This is a genomic window from Hydrogenophaga pseudoflava NBRC 102511 (assembly GCF_001592285.1).
Classification (GTDB): domain Bacteria; phylum Pseudomonadota; class Gammaproteobacteria; order Burkholderiales; family Burkholderiaceae_C; genus Hydrogenophaga; species Hydrogenophaga pseudoflava.
In genome coordinates, this window is record NZ_BCWQ01000014.1 from 39,250 (window position 1) to 55,779 (window position 16,530).

Genomic DNA, 16,530 nt, shown 5'->3' on the forward strand with positions numbered 1-16,530 from the left:
CGGTCGGCGGTCAGGCGCCCTGGTCGCGCCGGAACACGAAACGGTCGGGCCCGCTGGCGGCGGGCGCGAAGCGGTAGCCCTCCAGGTCGAAGCCCTTGAGCTGCTCGGGCGTGGCCGCCCGGTGCTGCAGCGCGTAGCGCACCATCAGGCCGCGCGCGCGCTTGGCGAAGAAGCTCACGATCTTGTAGTTCGCGCCCTTCTTCTCTTCGAACACGCAGTTCACCACACGCGGCTGCAGCGCTTTGAGGTCCACCGCCTTGAAGTACTCCTCGCTGGCCAGGTTGACCAGCACCGGGCTCTTGTCGGCGCGGGCGCGGCCATTGAGGTACTCGGCGATCTGGCTGCCCCAGAAGCGGTAGAGGTTGCTGCCCTTGTCGGTCTTGAGCCGAGTGCCCATCTCCAGCCGGTAGGCCTGCATGCGGTCCAGCGGGCGCAGCACGCCGTAGAGACCGCTGAGGATGCACAGGTGCTGCTGCAACCAGTCCAGCTCGTCCTCGTTCAGAGTCTTCGCATCCAGCCCGCCGTACACGTCGCCATCGAAAGCCAGCACGGCCTGCTTGGAGTTCTTGGCGGTGAATTTGGGCGACCAGGCCTGGTAGCGCGCGGCGTTCAGGCCTGCGAGCTGGTCCGACAGGTCCATCAGCTCGGCGACCTGCTGCGGCGACTTCTCGCGCAGCACGGCGATCAGCTCGCTCGCCTGTTCCACGAACAGCGGTTGCGTGTAGGTCTTGATGTGGGCCGGCGTCTCGTAGTCGAGGGCCTTGGCGGGGGAAATGACAAACAGCATGGTGGCTCAGCCAGCCTTCTTCTTGGTGGGCACGGGTTCGGGCAGCGGCTTCTCGACCAGGCGCTGCACCTCGTAGACCAGGTGGTTGTGCGCGTCCAGGAAGGCCGCCGCAATCACCTTGGCCTCGTTGGTGTTGCTCCAGCCCAGGCCGCCCGCGCCGCCGGCCTTGCCGATGGCCAGACCGCCGATGCCCAGATCGGTGCTGCGCGCGGCGCCGGTGGCGGCGGAGAGCTGCTCGGTGGTTTCGTTGTCGGTCAGCAGCAGCACCACCTGCGCTTCCTTGAGCTTGACGTTCTCGGCCGCGCCGGCGATCACGTTCAGGCCCGGAATCTGCGCCAGGATGCCGCCGATCTGGCGGCCCGCGTCCTGCTCGGAGAAGGTCAGGCTGGGCACCAGGGTGTACTGCGCCACGATGCCGCGGCCCTTCTTGACCGTGGTGTCGTCCTGGCGCAGCACGCCGGACTCCTTGAGGTCCTGCTCCTTGACGGTGGCGTTCAGGCCCGAGTGGCGGTCGACGATGCGGAAGCACCCGCTCTGCTGCATCATGACGCGCACCAGCGGCAGCGGCGAATCGGGCAGGCCGCCGCGGCCGATGCCGACATACCCGTTGGGGTTCTCCATCAGCGCCACCACCGCGACCGGCGCCGCGCAGGTCTTGAGCTCGGTGGCCGCGTTGTGGGCACCGTCCGGACCGGCCGAACCCTTGACGACGGAGCCGCCTTCGCCGAGTTCCACGCCCTGCTTGCCGCAGGCGGCCAGCAGCAGCGAAAAGGCCAGCGCAGCGAGGGTCGGGACGCGTCGGAGCATGGTGTTTCAGAGGGAGAAAACAGGAAAAAGCGAGTGTACCCGTGGCATCCGGAGGCTTCAGTCACCGGACAATCGTCCCCATGCTGCACATCCTGCACCGCGACGAGCACCTGATCGCCATCGACAAACCCCCAGGCCTGCTGGTGCACCGCACCGGGCTGGACGCGGGCGAGACCCGCTTTGCGGTGCAGCTGCTGCGCGACCAGATCGGCCGGACGGTCTGGCCGGTGCACCGGCTCGACAAGGGCACCAGCGGCGTGCTGCTGTTCGCGCTGGACGCGGCCACCGCCAGCCAGTTGGGCCGCGCCTTCGAATCCGGCGAGGGCATGCGCAAGACCTACCACGCCGTCGTGCGCGGCTGGCCCGCCGACGAAGGCCTGATCGACCACCCGCTGCGGCGCCTGCCCGACGACATGCGCACCGAGCGTGAGGAAGTGCAGGAGGCTCAGACCCGGTTTGCGACGCTGGAGCGCTACGAGCTGCCGCTGCCGTACGGCGGCTTCCCGGCCACACGCTGCGCCCTGGTGGAACTGCAACCACTCACCGGCCGCCGCCACCAGCTGCGCCGCCACATGAAGCACATCGCCCACCCGATCATTGGCGACGCGACGCACGGCAAGGGGCCGCTGAACAGAGCCGTCGCCGAGTGGCTGGGCATGCAGCGGCTGTGGCTGCATGCGAGTTCGCTGGCGCTGCGGCACCCGGTCAGCGGCGACGCGCTGGCGCTGGAGGCACTCCGCGATCCGGACTGGTCGCGCTGGTGCCAGGCCTGAGGCCTACTTCAGATCTCCGGCCAGACTCGCCAGCGTCTCCGCCGCAATCTGCACATGCGCAGGGTAGTGCGTGTGGTCGCAGCCGAGCTTGACGGCCGCACCGGCTTTGATGGCGGCCCGCATTGCAGGCGTGAACTCGAAGCGCACGAAGTGCACCGCGCTGGTCTTCTGTTCGTTCTCGCGGTCCAGGTCCTCGTCGGCGATGGCGTAGACGCGGTCGTAGCCTTCGACCTCGACGAACATGCGGTCTTCCACGCCGATCAGCCGCGCCAGCTCGCGCTTGCGCTCGTTGACGTCGATGTACTCGATCATCATCGTCGCCTTCCAGTTGCCGCCGTCGGGCACCAGCGGCGCGTAGGCCTCGATCTCGCTCTGGATGCCCTCTTCCTCGAAGATCTTCTCGATGCGCAGCATCTCCTGGATCTGGTAGCGGATGGTGGTCTCGCTCTCGAACTGCAGGTTCAGGTGCTCGCCCAGCTGCACGCTGCGCAGCTTGCGGTGCGCGATGACCTCGGGCTTGTGGACCTTGCGCCACTTGCTGTAGGCCTCCAGGCTCATGAGGCTGTCGGGGGTGATGTGTCCGGTCAGTTGCATGGTGTCGTCCTCACTTCAGACCATAGGCGCGGGCCACGAGCGACAGCGGATGCTGCAGCTCGGGCGCCCCGTGGCCGTTCACTTCAAAACCCTGCGCGATGTGGTGGCCGCCCAGCGGGCAGTCGGAGCTGATGTAGTCGGGCTTGGAGCCGTCCTTCATGGTGGCCATGGCCTTGAACACCGGCTTGCCGATTTTCATCGCCTGCTGGTGCGTGCCCTTCTTGACGCCGAAGGTGCCGGCGTGGCCCGAGCAGCGTTCGATGGTGTTCACCGTGGTGTCCGGGATCATCTTGAGCATCTCTTCGGTCTTGCGGCCGATGTTCTGCACCCGGCCGTGGCAGGGGATCTGGTAGCTGATGTTGCCCAGCTTCTGGGGGAACTCGGTCTTGAGCAGACCGTCGCGCTTGCGCGCCATCAGGTACTCGAAGGGATCCCACATGTGTTCCTTCACCAGCTGGGTGTCGGCATCGTCGGGGAACATGAGCGGGATCTCCTGCTTGAACATCAACGCGCAGCTGGGCACGGCCGCGAGGATGGCAAAGCCATCGCGCGCGTACTTCGCCAGCACCGGGATGTTGGCCTCCTTGCTGGCCTGCACCGATTCCAGGTCGCCCAGTTCCAGCTTAGGCATGCCGCAGCACTTTTCCTTCTCGACGATGGTGTAGGGGATGTCGTTGTGGTCGAGGATCTTGAGCAGGTCCAGGCCGATGCCGGGTTCGTTGTAGTTGATGTAGCAGGTGGAGAAGATGGCGACCTTGCCGGGCGTCTTCTCGCCATCGACGACCTTGGTGGCCCTGGCGTCGGGCGCCGACCAGCGGAAGCGCTTGGTCGCCAGATCGGGCAGCCAGGCGTCCTTGTCCACGCCCATGGCGCTTTCCATCACGCCGCGCGCGGCCTTGGTCTTGTTCACCGCGTTGACCACCTGCACCACGATCGGGATGCCGGCGAACTGGCCGTGCACGTCGGTGGAGGCCAGCAGCTTCTCACTGGTCTTGACCTCACCCTTTTTGAACTTGATGGCCTTGGCGCGCAGCATGGTGTGCGGAAAGTCCAGGTTCCACTCGTGCGGTGGCGTGTAGGGGCACTTGGTCATGTAGCAGAGGTCGCACATGTAGCACTGGTCCACCACCTTCCAGTAGTCCTGCTTGGCGACGCCATCGACCTCCATGGTCGCGCTCTCGTCCACCAGGTCGAACAGGGTCGGGAACGAGCCACACAGGCTCACGCAGCGCCGGCAGCCGTGGCAGATGTCGAAGATGCGCTCGAGCTCGTGGAAACACTTCTCCTCGTCGTAGAAGTCGGGGTTCTTCCAGTCCAGCGGGTGGCGCGTCGGTGCCTGCAGGTTGCCTTCTGTGGCCATGTCTCTTGTCCTCGTCTGTGCGGGTTGGCTCGTGGGTTTTTGAAAGCGCTCGGCCAGGCAGAACGCTTTCAAAAACGCGCCGCAGGTGCGGCGCGCAAGGGATCAGTCCACCAGTTCGTTGAGGGCCTTCTGGTAGCGGTTCGCGTGCGAACGCTCGGCCTTGGCCAGGGTTTCGAACCAGTCGGCGATCTCGTCAAAACCTTCTTCGCGCGCGGTCTTGGCCATGCCCGGGTACATGTCGGTGTACTCGTGGGTTTCGCCAGCGACGGCGGACGCGAGGTTCTGGCGGGTGCTGCCGATCGGCAGGCCGGTGGCCGGGTCGCCGGACTGCTCCAGGAACTCCAGGTGGCCGTGCGCGTGGCCGGTCTCGCCTTCGGCGGTGGAGCGGAACAGGGCCGCCACATCGTTCTGGCCTTCCACGTCGGCCTTGTTTGCGAAGTACAGGTAGCGGCGGTTGGCCTGGGATTCGCCGGCGAAGGCGTCCTTCAGGCACTGCTCGGTTTTCGAGCCTTTCAATGCGGCCATGGGTATCTCCTTGTCTCGTGGGTTGAGGAAGTGCCCAGCCCGCCCGCCAGACGGCGGGGAGGTCTGTGACAGGCAGACCGTACGCCGCCCATTTCCGTCCGTCAAATTGCCGCAGGCTATGTGACGAATTGTTCAAATCTATTCAGAGGGAGCCATTGATAACCACTCTCAACTGGATCGACACCCCTCAGGAAAACCCTCACACTGACCCGGTGTCGGATGCCCGATAAGATTTCTTTTTGTTAAATGCATTCAACATTGCGAAATAACATCACACATCAGGAGACCGCATGAACGCCACCCTGCCCCCACCCGCCGCCGTCCAGCAGCTGCACCACTACGCCTACCGGGCGCGCGATGCCGAAGAAACGCGGCATTTCTACGAGGACATCCTGGGTCTGCCGCTGTACCACATCATCCAGAGCGACTACGTGCCCAGCACGGGCGAGTACTGCCCGTACACGCACTTCTTCTTCCGCCTGCAGGACGGTTCGTTCATCGCCTTCTTCGACCTGGGCGACGACGTCGCGGCCGAGCCTTCGCCGAACACGCCGAAGTGGGTGAACCACATCAGCTTCCGGGTGAACACGGTGCAGGAGCTGGAGAACACGAAGGCGCGCCTGCAGGCGCACGGGATCGAGGTGCTGGGGGTGACGGACCACCACATCTTCAAGAGCATCTATTTCTTCGACCCGAACGGGATCCGGCTGGAGCTGACGGCGCAGCTGGCGGACGAGTTCCAGATGCTGCAGGAGAGCAAGACGGCGCATGCGCGGCTGGCGGAGTGGAACGCGCGCAAGGAGCAGTGGCGCAAGGAGAGGGCTTCGGGTCAGTCGTCGGCGCCGTTGAAGCCGCAAACGAATGACCGGCCGGAGTTTGTGCCCGCATCGTCCTGATTTCTTTTGGCGTGAGGCCGCGTGGTGAGGGCTGGGTGACCGGCTCCGCTCGTGTCCCCCGCCAGCGGCTGCGCCGCTGGCTCCTCCTTTACCTCGCTGCGCCGGTCACCCAGCCCTCACCACACTCGTTGGCGCGCCCATGAGCCCGCGAGGTCGATGAGCGGAAAACAGAACACAGACAGGAGACACCCGTGACACCCACGGCATACAAGCAAGCCGCCCACACCAACAGCTACGAGTTCACCCAGGGCAGTGGTTACCAGCTGCCCGAATACCCCTTCGCCCCCCCGCCCGAACTGGGCGGAACACGAACAAAAAGACACCCCATCGTCATCGTCGGCGGCGGCATCACCGGCCTCACCCTCGCCTGCTCGCTCGCGAAACTGGGCACCCCCGCCATCCTGCTCGACGAAGACAACACCGTCGGCGTCAAGGGCGCCTCTTCCCGCGGCATCTGCTACACCCAGAAATCGCTCGAAATCTTCCAGCGCCTCGGCATCTACGACCGCATCGCCACCAAAGGCATTCAGTGGAGCGTCGGCAGGACCTTCGCTGGCCAAGACGAGGTCTACAGCTTCGACCTGCGCCAACAAGGCGGCTACAACCTCTCGCAACAGCCGCCCTTCATCAACATCCAGCAGTTCTACATCGAAGGATTCCTGGTCGAACGCATCGCCGAACTTGGCCATGTCGAGTTGCGCTGGCAGAACCGCCTGACCGCCTTCACACAGAACGCCGACTTCGCCACCCTCACGGTCGAGACACCCGCGGGCTCCTACGTCATCGAAGCCGACCACGTCATCGACGCCACCGGCTCGCACAGCCCGCTGCGCCAGTGGCTGCAGGTGCCGTTCACCAGCAAGCGCGGCGACGACCGCTGGTGCATCGCCGACGTGCGCTTCACGAAACGACCGCCGGCCGAGCGCCACACCTGGGTCGAGGCGCCGTTCAACGAGAACCGCGCCGTCTGGCAGCACCTGATGGCCGACGACGTCTGGCGCATCGACTACCAGATGGCGCCCGACAGCGACCCGTCCCATGTCAGCCGCGAGGACGTGGTGCGCGAGCGCCTGTCGCGCCAGTTCGGTCCGGACACCGAGGTCGAGATCGTCTGGGTCGGGCCCTACGCCTACCGCAGCGAGTGCGTGCACCGCATGCGCGAGGGCCGGGTGTTTTTCATGGGCGACTCGGCCAAGGTGGTCAGCCCCTTCGGCGCGCGCGGGGGCAACACCGGCGTGGCCGATGCCGACAACCTGGCGTGGAAGCTCGCGGCTGTTCTGCGCGGCCGCGCCCACCCCGCGCTGCTGGAGAGCTACGACGACGAACGCCTGGAGGCCGCGCAGCAGAACGTGCTGGTGACCAACCGCACGGCACGATTCCTGCGCCCGGCCGACGGCGTGGAACGGCTGTTTCGCAACGCCGCCATCGGCCTGGCGAAGAAACACCCCTTCGCCCGCACGCTGATGAACACCGGCCGCATGGCGGTCGCCAACCCGTACTCGCGCTCGCGCGCCTGCAGCTACGCCGAGGGCAGCGCAGCCGGCCAGTCGGTGCAGAACGTCGCGCTGCGCTGGGCCGACGGCTCGGCGGGCTGCGTCAACGAGCTGCTGAACTGGGCGGCGGGCGACCTCTTGCTGCTGGCCTTCGGCCCGCTGGGCCGCGCCGACCAACAGCGCCTGAATACGCTGACCGGCGGAGCGCCGCTGCGCGCCGTGCAGGTGCCGACCGGTCGCGACCGCGCCCAGGCGACAGAACACGTGCGCGACCCCGACGGCCACCTGCGCGCCGCCTGCCAGCTGGCCGGCCCGGGCTGGGCGCTGGTCCGGCCCGACGGCTACCTGGCCGCCAGTGGTGACCGCATCGACGGCCGCCTGGTCGCCGCCCTCGAACGCTCGCTCGGCCTGCGCTGAAACCCTTTGGAGAACCGCATGAACACCGCCCCGAACTTCCAGGACGCCGACGGCTTCTATGAGCGCCTGCTCGACGCCCACCAGGGCCTCTCGCGCGAGCAGTCGGAGCTGCTCAACGCCCGCCTGGTCCTGCTGCTGGCCAACCAGATCGGCAACGCCCAGGTGCTGGCCGACTGCGTCGCCGCCGCCCGGGACACCCTCGAATAAAATCGGGGGCTTCCCGAACACCCACCCGACGGCGCCCTGCGGGGCGCCGTCGCACTTTCTGCGCCCCACCCCCATGTCCGACGCTCCCGACACCCTGCAGCAACCCGGTCTGAACAGCCTGTCCAAGTCCTTCGAGCCCGCCGCGCTCGAAGCCCACTGGGGCCCCGAGTGGGAGCAGCGCGGCTACGGCGTGGCGGGCTTCCGCGGCACCTCGGCCCCCAGCGCCGAAGCGGCCACCGCAGGCAAGAACTTCGCCATCCAGCTGCCGCCGCCCAACGTGACGGGCACGCTGCACATGGGCCACGCGTTCAACCAGACCATCATGGACTCGCTGACGCGCTACCACCGCATGAGCGGCTTCAACACCGCCTGGATTCCGGGCACCGACCACGCCGGCATCGCCACGCAGATCGTGGTGGAACGACAGCTGCAGGAACAGAAGATCAGCCGCCACGACCTGGGCCGCAAGAACTTCGTCGCCAAGGTCTGGGAATGGAAGGAACAGTCGGGCAACACCATCACCACGCAGATGCGCCGCATGGGCGACAGCGTGGACTGGAGCCGCGAGTACTTCACCATGGACGAGAAGCTCTCGACCGTGGTGACCGAGACCTTCGTCAAGCTCTACCAGCAGGGCCTGATCTACCGCGGCAAGCGCCTGGTCAACTGGGACCCGGTGCTGATGTCGGCCGTGTCCGACCTGGAAGTGGAGAGCGAAGAGGAAGACGGCTCGCTCTGGCACATCGCCTACCCGCTGGTCAACGGCAGCGGCCACCTGACCGTGGCCACCACCCGCCCCGAGACCCTGCTGGGTGACGTGGCCGTGATGGTGCACCCCGAGGACGAGCGCTACAGCGCCCTGATCGGCCAGTACGTGAAGCTGCCGCTGTGCGACCGCGAGATCCCCGTGATCGCCGACGAGTACGTGGACCGAGAATTCGGCACCGGCGTGGTCAAGGTCACGCCCGCGCACGACGCCAACGACTACGCCGTCGGCCAGCGCCACCAGTTGCCCATCATCGGTGTGCTGCACCTCAACGCCACCATCAACGACAACGCGCCCGAGAAGTACCGCGGCCTGGACCGTTTCGTGGCGCGCAAGCAGGTCGTGGCCGACCTCGAAGCCGCCGGCCTGCTGGTCGAGGTCAAGAAACACAAGCTGATGGTGCCGCGCTGCGCCCGCACCGGCCAGGTGGTCGAACCCATGCTGACCGACCAGTGGTTCGTGGCCATGAGCAAGGTCAGCGACCAGGACCCGACGGGCAAGAGCATCGCCCAGAAAGCCATCGACGCCGTGGCCAGCGGCCAGGTCAGGTTCGTGCCCGAGAACTGGGTCAACACCTACAACCAGTGGATGAACAACATCCAGGACTGGTGCATCTCGCGCCAGCTCTGGTGGGGCCACCAGATCCCCGCCTGGTACGACGAGCAGGGTCAGGTCTACGTGGCGCGCAACGAAGCCGAAGCGCAGGCCCAGGCCGGCGCCGGCAAGACGCTCACACGCGACGAAGACGTGCTGGACACCTGGTATTCCTCCGCGCTGGTGCCGTTCAGCACCATGGGCTGGCCGAACCAGGGCGAGGCCGCCACCGACGACTACAACCTCTACCTGCCCAGCAGCGTGCTGGTCACCGGCTACGACATCATCTTCTTCTGGGTCGCCCGGATGATCATGATGACCACCCACTTCACCGGCCGCGTGCCGTTCAAGGACGTCTACATCCACGGCCTGGTGCGCGACGCGCAGGGCCAGAAGATGAGCAAGTCCGAAGGCAACGTGCTCGACCCGGTGGACCTGATCGACGGCATCTCGCTCGCCCCGCTGCTGGACAAGCGCACCACCGGCCTGCGCAAGCCCGAGACGGCGCCCAAGGTGCGCAAGCAGACCGAGAAGGAGTTCCCCGACGGTATCCCGGCCTACGGCGCCGACGCGCTGCGCTTCACCTTCGCCGCACTGGCCTCGCTGGGCCGCAGCATCAACTTCGACAGCAAGCGCTGCGAGGGCTACCGCAACTTCTGCAACAAGCTCTGGAACGCCACCCGCTTCACGCTGATGAACTGCGAAGGCCACGACTGCGGCCTGATGGAACACACCAAGGCCGACTGCGAAGTCGGCGGCAAGGCGCACGGCTACATGAGCTTCAGCCACGCCGACCGCTGGATCGTCTCGCGCCTGCAGCGCGTCGAGGCCGAGGTGGCCCAGGGCTTTGCCGAGTACCGCCTGGACAACGTGGCCAACGCGATCTACGACTTCGTCTGGAACGAGTTCTGCGACTGGTACCTGGAAATCGCCAAGGTGCAGATCAACACCGGCAACGAGGCGCAGCAGCGCGCCACCCGCCGCACCCTGATCCGCACGCTGGAGACCATCCTGCGCCTGGCCCACCCCGTCATCCCGTTCATCACCGAAGAGCTGTGGCAGAAGGTCGCGCCGGTCGCCGGACGCGAGGGTGCCTCGGTGAGCGTGGCGGCCTACCCGGTGAGCCAGCCGGAGCGCATCGACGAAGCCGCCGAGGCCCAGGTCGCCAAGCTCAAGAGCCTGGTGGACGCCTGCCGCACACTGCGTGGCGAGCTCAACGTCTCGCCCGCTACCCGTCTGCCGATGTTCGTGGTCGGCGATGCGGACTTCATGCGCGCCAACGCCGCCGTGCTGCAGGGTCTGGCCAAACTGGCCGAGGTCAAGGTGTTCGACGACGAGGCCGCCTGGGCCGCCGCCGCGCAGGCCGCACCGGTGGCGGTGGTGGGCGAGGCCCGCCTGTGCCTGTTCATGGAAATCGACGTGGCCGCCGAGAAGGCCCGCCTGACCAAGGAAGCCGCACGGCTGGAGGGCGAGATCGCCAAGGCGAACGCCAAGCTGTCCAACGAAGCCTTCGTGGCCAAGGCGCCGCCGGCCGTGATCGAGCAGGAGAAGAAGCGCGTGGCCGACTTCGGCGCCACGCTGACCAAGGTGCGCGAGCAGCTGGCGCGGCTCTGACGCGCCAGCGACCGGATCTCAGCCCGGTCGCTCCTCGCCCCGCGAGATCTCGGCCCACTGGGACCCCGAGTCGACCGGCGGCCATTCCGGGTCGCGCGAGCTGTCGAGGCTGTCGAGCACGGAGAAGTCGCTGGCCTGTGCCTGCCCCCGCTCCACCACTGGTGACAGGGTTTCGTGGATGCGGTGCGCCACGTACCAGCTGGCGCGCAGCTTGGCCTCGCGGGTGTGCGACCCCAGCCGGGGTGTGAGGTGCAGGTTGGGAATGTTGTGCAGCGGGGTGCCGGGCCCGGCGAACTGGGGGTGCGCCCCGTCGAGCAGGCAGGCGTCGATCCGGCCATCCGTCAGCGCCAGTGCCAGTGCCTCGGGTTCGAACAGCGCGCTGCGGCTCAGCCCCACCCACAGCTGACCGGGCTTGCAGTTGTTGAGCAGGCGTTCGTTGATCCAGCCCTTGAAGCGGGAGGCATAGACCATCTGCAGCGACACGGCGTCGCTGCGCGCCAGCAGCTCGTTGGCCGGGATGTATTCGATGCCCAGCTTCTTCCAGATCGGTGCGCCCTGGTGCACCGCCGGGTCGTAGCCCAGCAGGCGCACCCCGAGCCCCCTGAGCATGGGCGCCAGGGTGTGGGCCACCGGGGCCAGGCCCAGCAGGCCCACGGTGCTGCCACAGAGCTCCCGGCCCATGCGCACCTGCGCCAGCTTGCGTCCCAGGAGGGCGCTGACCATGCCGCGCCGGTAGAGCATCAGCAGACCATAGAGCAGGTACTCTGCATTCGAACGCACCGTGGCGCTGCGTGCCTGGATCACCCGGATGTTGCGCTGCGCGCAGGCCTCCAGGTCGGTGTTCTCGCTGGAGATCTGCATGCGCGCCACCACCTTCAACAGGGGCGCGAAATCGAGAAACTCCCGCGAGACGACCACATGCGAGGGCAACACCAGTGCCTTCGTCTTGTAGACCTGCTTGCGCAGTGCCATGGGGTCGTCTGCCAGCTCCGGGGCCAGCGTCACGGCGTGGCGCTCCTGGAGCCAGGACAGGGCTTCAGGAACTAAGGGGTCGAGGAGCAGGATTTCCATGGTCGTCGGGCCGGCGATTGCGGCATGCCGCAACCATGGTGGACCCAGTTCAGCGGCGCTTGAGCACCGTGATGAAGTCGCTCCCTACGGTCTGCTGCTCCACCAGTTCGTTGCCCGTCTGCTTGGCAAAGGCCTGGAAGTCGCGAACCGATCCGGCATCGGTGGCGATCACCTTGAGCGTCTGGCCACTGGTCATGTCCGCCAGGGCCTTCTTGGCCTTCAGGATGGGCAGCGGGCAGTTCAGGCCGCGGGCGTCGAGTTCTTTGGTGGCGTTCATGAAGGGGGTCCTCGGGAGAGCGAATTTTAAACAGGAAGGGTGACAGAGATCAAAAAATGTATCAATTTGTACAAAAGAAGTCACACCGCCGGAAGCTCCATGAACTGGGGCTCGATGCCGATCGAGCGCAGCCAGTCGGCCAGGGCAAAGCCCGTTCCGGCCGGCCAGCACCGGACCTGTTCCGGCGCGAGCAGCTTGTATTCGGCCAGCTCCGGGGACAGCACGATCTGCCCTTCGGCGAGCGCGTGGTAGGTGATGATGACCTGGTTCATGCGCTGGAAATCGTGCACGCCGATCAGCTTCAAGGCCGTCACGGTCAGCCCGGTTTCTTCGGCGATCTCGCGCCGGATGCCCTCTTCCGGCGTTTCGCCGGCCTCCATGAAGCCGGTGATCAGCGCGAACATGCGGTGCTGCCAGGCGGCGTTGCGGGCCAGCAGGACCTTGTCACCCACCTGCACAATGGCGGCCAGCACGGGCGTCGGGTTGTTCCAGTGGGTGAAGTCGCAGGCCGTGCAGCGCAGGCGGTGCTTCAGACCGCCGTCTTCCTGCGCAGCGGTCAGCGCCAGAGGCGCGGCACAGCAGGGACAGAACCGGTACTCGGCGGCCATGGCAGGCAACGGCCTCAGGCCGGGAACACGCCGGTCGAGAGGTAGCGGTCGCCGCGGTCGCAGACGATGAAGGCGATGGTGGCGTTCTCGACCTGCGCCGCAATCTGCTGCGCCACCCAGCAGGCACCGGCGGCCGAAATACCCGCAAAGATGCCCTCTTCTCGCGCCAGGCGACGGCACATCTCCTCGGCGTCCGACTGCCCCACCAGCACCAGTTCGTCCACACCCGACGGGTCGTAGATCTTGGGCAGGTACTCCTGCGGCCACTTGCGGATGCCCGGAATGCGCGAGCCTTCGCTGGGCTGCGCACCGATGATGCGGATGGCCGGGTTCTTTTCCTTCAGGAAGCGCGAGACACCGGTGATGGTGCCGGTGGTGCCCATGGCGCTGACGAAGTGCGTGATGCGCCCGCTGGTCTGCTCCCAAAGCTCGGGGCCGGTGGTTTCGTAGTGGATGCGCGGGTTGTCGGCATTGGCGAACTGGTCCAGCACGCGGCCCTTGCCCTCCTTCTCCATCTTGTCGGCCAGGTCGCGCGCGTACTCCATGCCACCGCTCTTGGGTGTGAGGACGAGCTCGGCACCAAAGGCCTTCATGGTCTGGGCGCGTTCGACCGACAGGTCCTCCGGCATGATCAGCACCATGCGGTAGCCCTTGATGGCCGCGGCCATGGCCAGTGCGATGCCGGTGTTGCCCGAGGTGGCCTCGATCAGCGTGTCGCCGGGCTTTATGTCGCCGCGCTCCTCGGCGCGCTTGATCATCGACAGCGCGGGCCGGTCCTTCACCGAACCGGCCGGGTTGTTGCCTTCGAGCTTGCCCAGGATCACGTTGCCCCGCGCGCGGAGCATCTCAGAGCCGATGCGCTGCAACGCAACCAGCGGCGTGCGGCCGATGGCGTCTTCAATGGTCGGGTAGTTCATGCACCCCACTGTGCCATAATTTCGGGCTGTCCATGACACCCGCCCGGGTGGCGAAATCGGTAGACGCAGGGGATTCAAAATCCCCCGCCAGAGATGGTGTGTCGGTTCGAGTCCGACCCCGGGCACCAGCTTTCAGGGCCGCGCAGCGTTGGTTGCGCGGCCTTTTGTTTTGGTGCTTTCCGCGGGGGCATCCGCGTTGGCCAGCTCATCCTCCAGCATCTGCCGGTACACCCGCGGCAGCTCGCGGGACATGCTGTTGTTCTCGATGCCATAGCCCAGGCTGGTCCAGGTGCCCGAAAGCCGGCGCAGCACCGGCTGGATGCGGCCCTGGCGCAGCTGGGCCGAGAGGTTGCCCCAGCGCCCTTCCTGCAGCCAGGCGTGCACAACCACGTCCTGGTACACGGGTGCAAAGCTCAGGCCAGTGGCGTCCAGTGCATCGTCGGTGCGCTCCGGGTGGTAACGCGCAGCCAGCTCCAGCCAGGTGCTGTAGAGCAGCTGGTAGCGGCCCGCCGCGGTGGAGCAGTTGCCCCGGTTCGGCCCCTGACCGATCGACTCGCAGCGGTTGGGATGCCGCTCCAGGGTGCCCACGTAGTCGCCTCCGTACAGCACGTGGTAGGGGCGCATGACATTGGACTCGCTGGCCGAGATGGTGCGCATCAGCGCCCGCAGGTAGGGGTCGCCCCCGGCCATCACCAGTGGCTGGGTGCCCGGCAGCAGCAGCCAGGGTCGCCACAGCCAGAGCATCAGCAGCATGAACGCAACCGCCAGCGCCGTCAGCCCCAGTCGGGCGCGCCAGGGTGAACCCCAGAAGTCGCGCTGGTGCGAAGGCCGTTGGTTCAGGTCGTGCGACATGGGGTCGGTGGGTGCAGGGTGGCGCTGAGACAATGGGCATTGTCCAACACCCACACCAAGCCCATGCTGCTGCCCGTTGCCGCCGTGATCGCCGGACTGCTATTGCTGATCTGGAGCGCCGACCGCTTCGTCGAGGGTGCCTCCGCGACCGCCCAGCACTTCGCGGTGCCGCCCCTGCTGGTGGGCATGGTCATCGTGGGCTTTGGAACCTCGGCACCGGAACTGGTGGTGTCCGTCATTGCGGCCACACAGGGCAACCCGGCGCTGGCGCTGGGCAACGCCTGGGGATCGAACATCGTCAACATGGGCCTGATCCTGGGCGTGACCGCACTGATCGCGCCGATCCAGGTGCGGTCGGTGGTGCTGCGCAAGGAACTGCCCTTGCTCATGGCGGTGACCGCGCTCTCGGCCCTGCTGGTCTGGGACCTGACCCTCTCGCGCGCCAACGCGCTGGTGCTGCTGGCGGCGTTTGCGGCGCTGATGGTCTGGTCCATCCGCGAAGCCCGCACCCATGGCGACGACGCGCTGGCGCAGGAGACCGCCAGCGAGCTGAAAGCGGGCGCCCTGCCGCTGCCGCGCGCCCTGCTGTGGCTGGTTCTGGGGCTGGTGGTGCTGGTGGCCAGCTCGCGCCTGCTGGTCTGGGGCGCGGTGGAGATCGCCCAGAACCTGGGCATCAGCGACCTCGTGATCGGCCTGACCGTGGTGGCCATCGGCACCTCGCTGCCCGAACTGGCGTCCTGCGTGGCGGCCGCGCGCAAGGGCGAAGACGACATCGCCTTGGGCAACGTGCTGGGCTCGGGTCTGTTCAACACGCTGGCGGTGGTGGGCTTGGCGGGCACCATCGCGCCCATGGACGTGGAATCGGCCGCGCTCACGCGCGACCTGCCGGTGATGGCGGGCCTGACGGTGCTCCTTTGGAAGATGGGCCGCGGCTGGCGTAGGCCTGGGCGCATCAACCGCTGGGAGGCGGGCGGTCTGCTCGGTGTCTACGGGGCCTACACGCTCTGGCTGCTCTGGACCATGGGGCCACGCTGACGGCGCTGTGAAATTTCAGCCGCGCAGGCCCTGCGCCACCGTGGGGTAGCGCAGCCGCAGGCCCAGCTCGGTCTTCATGCGCCGGTTGTGCAGGCGGCGCGACTCGCTCATGAAGCTCAGCAGCACCATCGGCAGCTGGTCGCCCGCGGCGTCGCGCGCAACGCGCGGCGGCCGGGGCAGGCCGTACAGATCGGCCGCGAAGTCGAAGTAGTCGCCCATCTTCAGCTCGGTGTCGTCCACCACGTTGATGGTGCGCCGGGGCTTGCCGCGCCAGAGCGCCAGCACGCAGGCGCGCGCCAGGTCGTCGGCGTGGATGTGGTTGGTGTAGACGTCGTCCTCGGGCCGGAGCACCGGTGTGCCGCGGCGCAAGCGCTCCTGCGGCGTGCCGCCCGCCCGGTCGGGCGCGTAGATGCCCGGGATGCGCAGCACGCTGCTGCGCACGCCCAGCGCGCGCGCCAGCCAGTGCACCGAGGCCTCGGCGTCGACCCGTCGCCAGGCGCGCGGGGTCAGCGGCCGGGTGGGCGCCGACTCGTCCACCCAGCGGCCCTCGCAGTTGCCATACACCCCGGTCGTGGAACCATAGACCAGGGCGCTCGGAGGCGACCGCCGCGCCAGTGTCCGCACCAGGGACCGGGTCCTCGCGTCGGCCTGCCAGTCGGCCTGTCCTTCGGACGGCGGTGGCGCCAGGTGTAGCACGCGTGTGGCCAGGCCGGCCAGCCGCTGCAGGTCGGCCGGCCGGTCCAGGTTGCCGATCAGGGGCGTGATGCCTTGGCCACGCAAGGCGCCGGCATTGTCAGGGTTGGAGGTCAGCGCCAGCAGACGGACGCGCCGCCCGCCACCGAGCTCGCGCGCGGCGCGCTGGCCCACGTCACCGCAGCCGATGATGAGCACCCGTTCGCGGCGGAAACGGGCTGGAAGGGCACCAAGAAATGTCATG

Annotated in this window: 17 protein-coding genes and 1 tRNA gene; 7 read left to right on the plus strand and 11 right to left on the minus strand. The window is 67.2% G+C overall.

The features are described from left to right. Positions 1-10: 10 nt before the first annotated feature. Together yaaA and HPS01S_RS16805 are read right to left on the minus strand one after the other, a co-directional pair. Positions 11-787 (minus strand): peroxide stress protein YaaA, encoded by a 777-nt coding sequence (yaaA, locus tag HPS01S_RS16800; RefSeq protein ID WP_066158566.1) that lies wholly within the window; start codon positions 785-787, stop codon positions 11-13. A 6-nt stretch (positions 788-793) separates the two neighbouring features. Beyond that, positions 794-1,594 (minus strand): CsgG/HfaB family protein, encoded by an 801-nt coding sequence (locus tag HPS01S_RS16805; protein ID WP_066158568.1) that lies wholly within the window; start codon positions 1,592-1,594, stop codon positions 794-796. Positions 1,595-1,674: 80 nt separating this feature from the next. Between HPS01S_RS16805 and HPS01S_RS16810 the strand changes: the two genes are divergently transcribed. Further along, the gene (locus HPS01S_RS16810; RefSeq protein ID WP_066158570.1) at positions 1,675-2,367 is read left to right on the plus strand and encodes a pseudouridine synthase; all 693 of its coding nucleotides are present in this window, start codon (positions 1,675-1,677) and stop codon (positions 2,365-2,367) included. A gap of 3 nt (positions 2,368-2,370) precedes the next feature. On the opposite strand, the gene HPS01S_RS16815 is transcribed toward HPS01S_RS16810, so the two are convergent. From HPS01S_RS16815 to HPS01S_RS16825, 3 genes are all read right to left on the minus strand, one after another. Further along, entirely contained in the window at positions 2,371-2,961 is a 591-nt protein-coding gene (locus tag HPS01S_RS16815) for a DUF3501 family protein (protein WP_066158572.1), read from the minus strand. 10 nt (positions 2,962-2,971) lie between these two features. After that, positions 2,972-4,321 carry a (Fe-S)-binding protein gene (locus tag HPS01S_RS16820; RefSeq protein WP_066158574.1) on the minus strand — a complete coding sequence of 450 codons (1,350 nt, stop codon included), beginning with the start codon at positions 4,319-4,321 and terminating at the stop codon, positions 2,972-2,974. 102 nt (positions 4,322-4,423) lie between these two features. Beyond that, positions 4,424-4,846, minus strand: a complete 423-nt coding sequence (locus HPS01S_RS16825) for a rubrerythrin family protein (RefSeq protein ID WP_066158576.1) — start codon at positions 4,844-4,846, stop codon at positions 4,424-4,426. Positions 4,847-5,136: 290 nt separating this feature from the next. Here HPS01S_RS16825 and HPS01S_RS16830 point away from each other — a divergent pair, with 290 nt between their 5' ends. The 4 genes from HPS01S_RS16830 to HPS01S_RS16845 all read left to right on the plus strand — a co-directional run bounded on the left by HPS01S_RS16830 (position 5,137) and on the right by HPS01S_RS16845 (position 10,833). Then, the gene (locus HPS01S_RS16830; protein WP_066158578.1) at positions 5,137-5,742 is read left to right on the plus strand and encodes a VOC family protein; all 606 of its coding nucleotides are present in this window, start codon (positions 5,137-5,139) and stop codon (positions 5,740-5,742) included. Between the two features lie 191 nt (positions 5,743-5,933). Beyond that, positions 5,934-7,652 carry an FAD-dependent monooxygenase gene (locus tag HPS01S_RS16835; RefSeq protein ID WP_066158580.1) on the plus strand — a complete coding sequence of 573 codons (1,719 nt, stop codon included), beginning with the start codon at positions 5,934-5,936 and terminating at the stop codon, positions 7,650-7,652. An 18-nt stretch (positions 7,653-7,670) separates the two neighbouring features. After that, positions 7,671-7,859: a DUF2783 domain-containing protein gene (locus HPS01S_RS16840; protein ID WP_066158581.1), complete on the plus strand. Its 189-nt coding sequence runs from the start codon at positions 7,671-7,673 to the stop codon at positions 7,857-7,859. A 73-nt stretch (positions 7,860-7,932) separates the two neighbouring features. After that, complete coding sequence (locus tag HPS01S_RS16845; protein ID WP_066158583.1) at positions 7,933-10,833, plus strand: valine--tRNA ligase; 2,901 nt, start codon at positions 7,933-7,935, stop codon at positions 10,831-10,833. Positions 10,834-10,851: 18 nt separating this feature from the next. On the opposite strand, the gene HPS01S_RS16850 is transcribed toward HPS01S_RS16845, so the two are convergent. The 4 genes from HPS01S_RS16850 to cysM all read right to left on the minus strand — a co-directional run bounded on the left by HPS01S_RS16850 (position 10,852) and on the right by cysM (position 13,706). Beyond that, a complete protein-coding gene (locus tag HPS01S_RS16850) occupies positions 10,852-11,904 on the minus strand; it encodes an NAD(P)-dependent oxidoreductase (RefSeq protein ID WP_066158585.1) in 1,053 nt (350 codons plus the stop codon). A gap of 49 nt (positions 11,905-11,953) precedes the next feature. After that, positions 11,954-12,181 (minus strand): sulfurtransferase TusA family protein, encoded by a 228-nt coding sequence (locus HPS01S_RS16855; RefSeq protein WP_066158587.1) that lies wholly within the window; start codon positions 12,179-12,181, stop codon positions 11,954-11,956. 80 nt (positions 12,182-12,261) lie between these two features. Beyond that, positions 12,262-12,789, minus strand: coding sequence for an NUDIX domain-containing protein (locus HPS01S_RS16860; protein WP_066158588.1), 528 nt, complete (start codon positions 12,787-12,789; stop codon positions 12,262-12,264). Between the two features lie 14 nt (positions 12,790-12,803). After that, positions 12,804-13,706, minus strand: coding sequence for a cysteine synthase CysM (gene cysM, locus HPS01S_RS16865; RefSeq protein ID WP_066158590.1), 903 nt, complete (start codon positions 13,704-13,706; stop codon positions 12,804-12,806). Between the two features lie 41 nt (positions 13,707-13,747). Here cysM and HPS01S_RS16870 point away from each other — a divergent pair. Continuing rightward, positions 13,748-13,834, plus strand: a tRNA-Leu gene (locus HPS01S_RS16870). A 4-nt stretch (positions 13,835-13,838) separates the two neighbouring features. Here the strand turns inward: HPS01S_RS16870 and HPS01S_RS16875 are convergent. Beyond that, complete coding sequence (locus HPS01S_RS16875; protein WP_079364527.1) at positions 13,839-14,558, minus strand: glycoside hydrolase family 24 protein; 720 nt, start codon at positions 14,556-14,558, stop codon at positions 13,839-13,841. A gap of 39 nt (positions 14,559-14,597) precedes the next feature. On the opposite strand from HPS01S_RS16875, the gene HPS01S_RS16880 reads away from it, so the two are divergent. After that, complete coding sequence (locus HPS01S_RS16880) at positions 14,598-15,593, plus strand: calcium/sodium antiporter (RefSeq protein WP_255284235.1); 996 nt, start codon at positions 14,598-14,600, stop codon at positions 15,591-15,593. A 15-nt stretch (positions 15,594-15,608) separates the two neighbouring features. Here the strand turns inward: HPS01S_RS16880 and HPS01S_RS16885 are convergent, their stop codons facing one another. Continuing rightward, positions 15,609-16,529: an SDR family oxidoreductase gene (locus tag HPS01S_RS16885; protein ID WP_066158594.1), complete on the minus strand. Its 921-nt coding sequence runs from the start codon at positions 16,527-16,529 to the stop codon at positions 15,609-15,611. Position 16,530 lies beyond the last annotated feature (1 nt).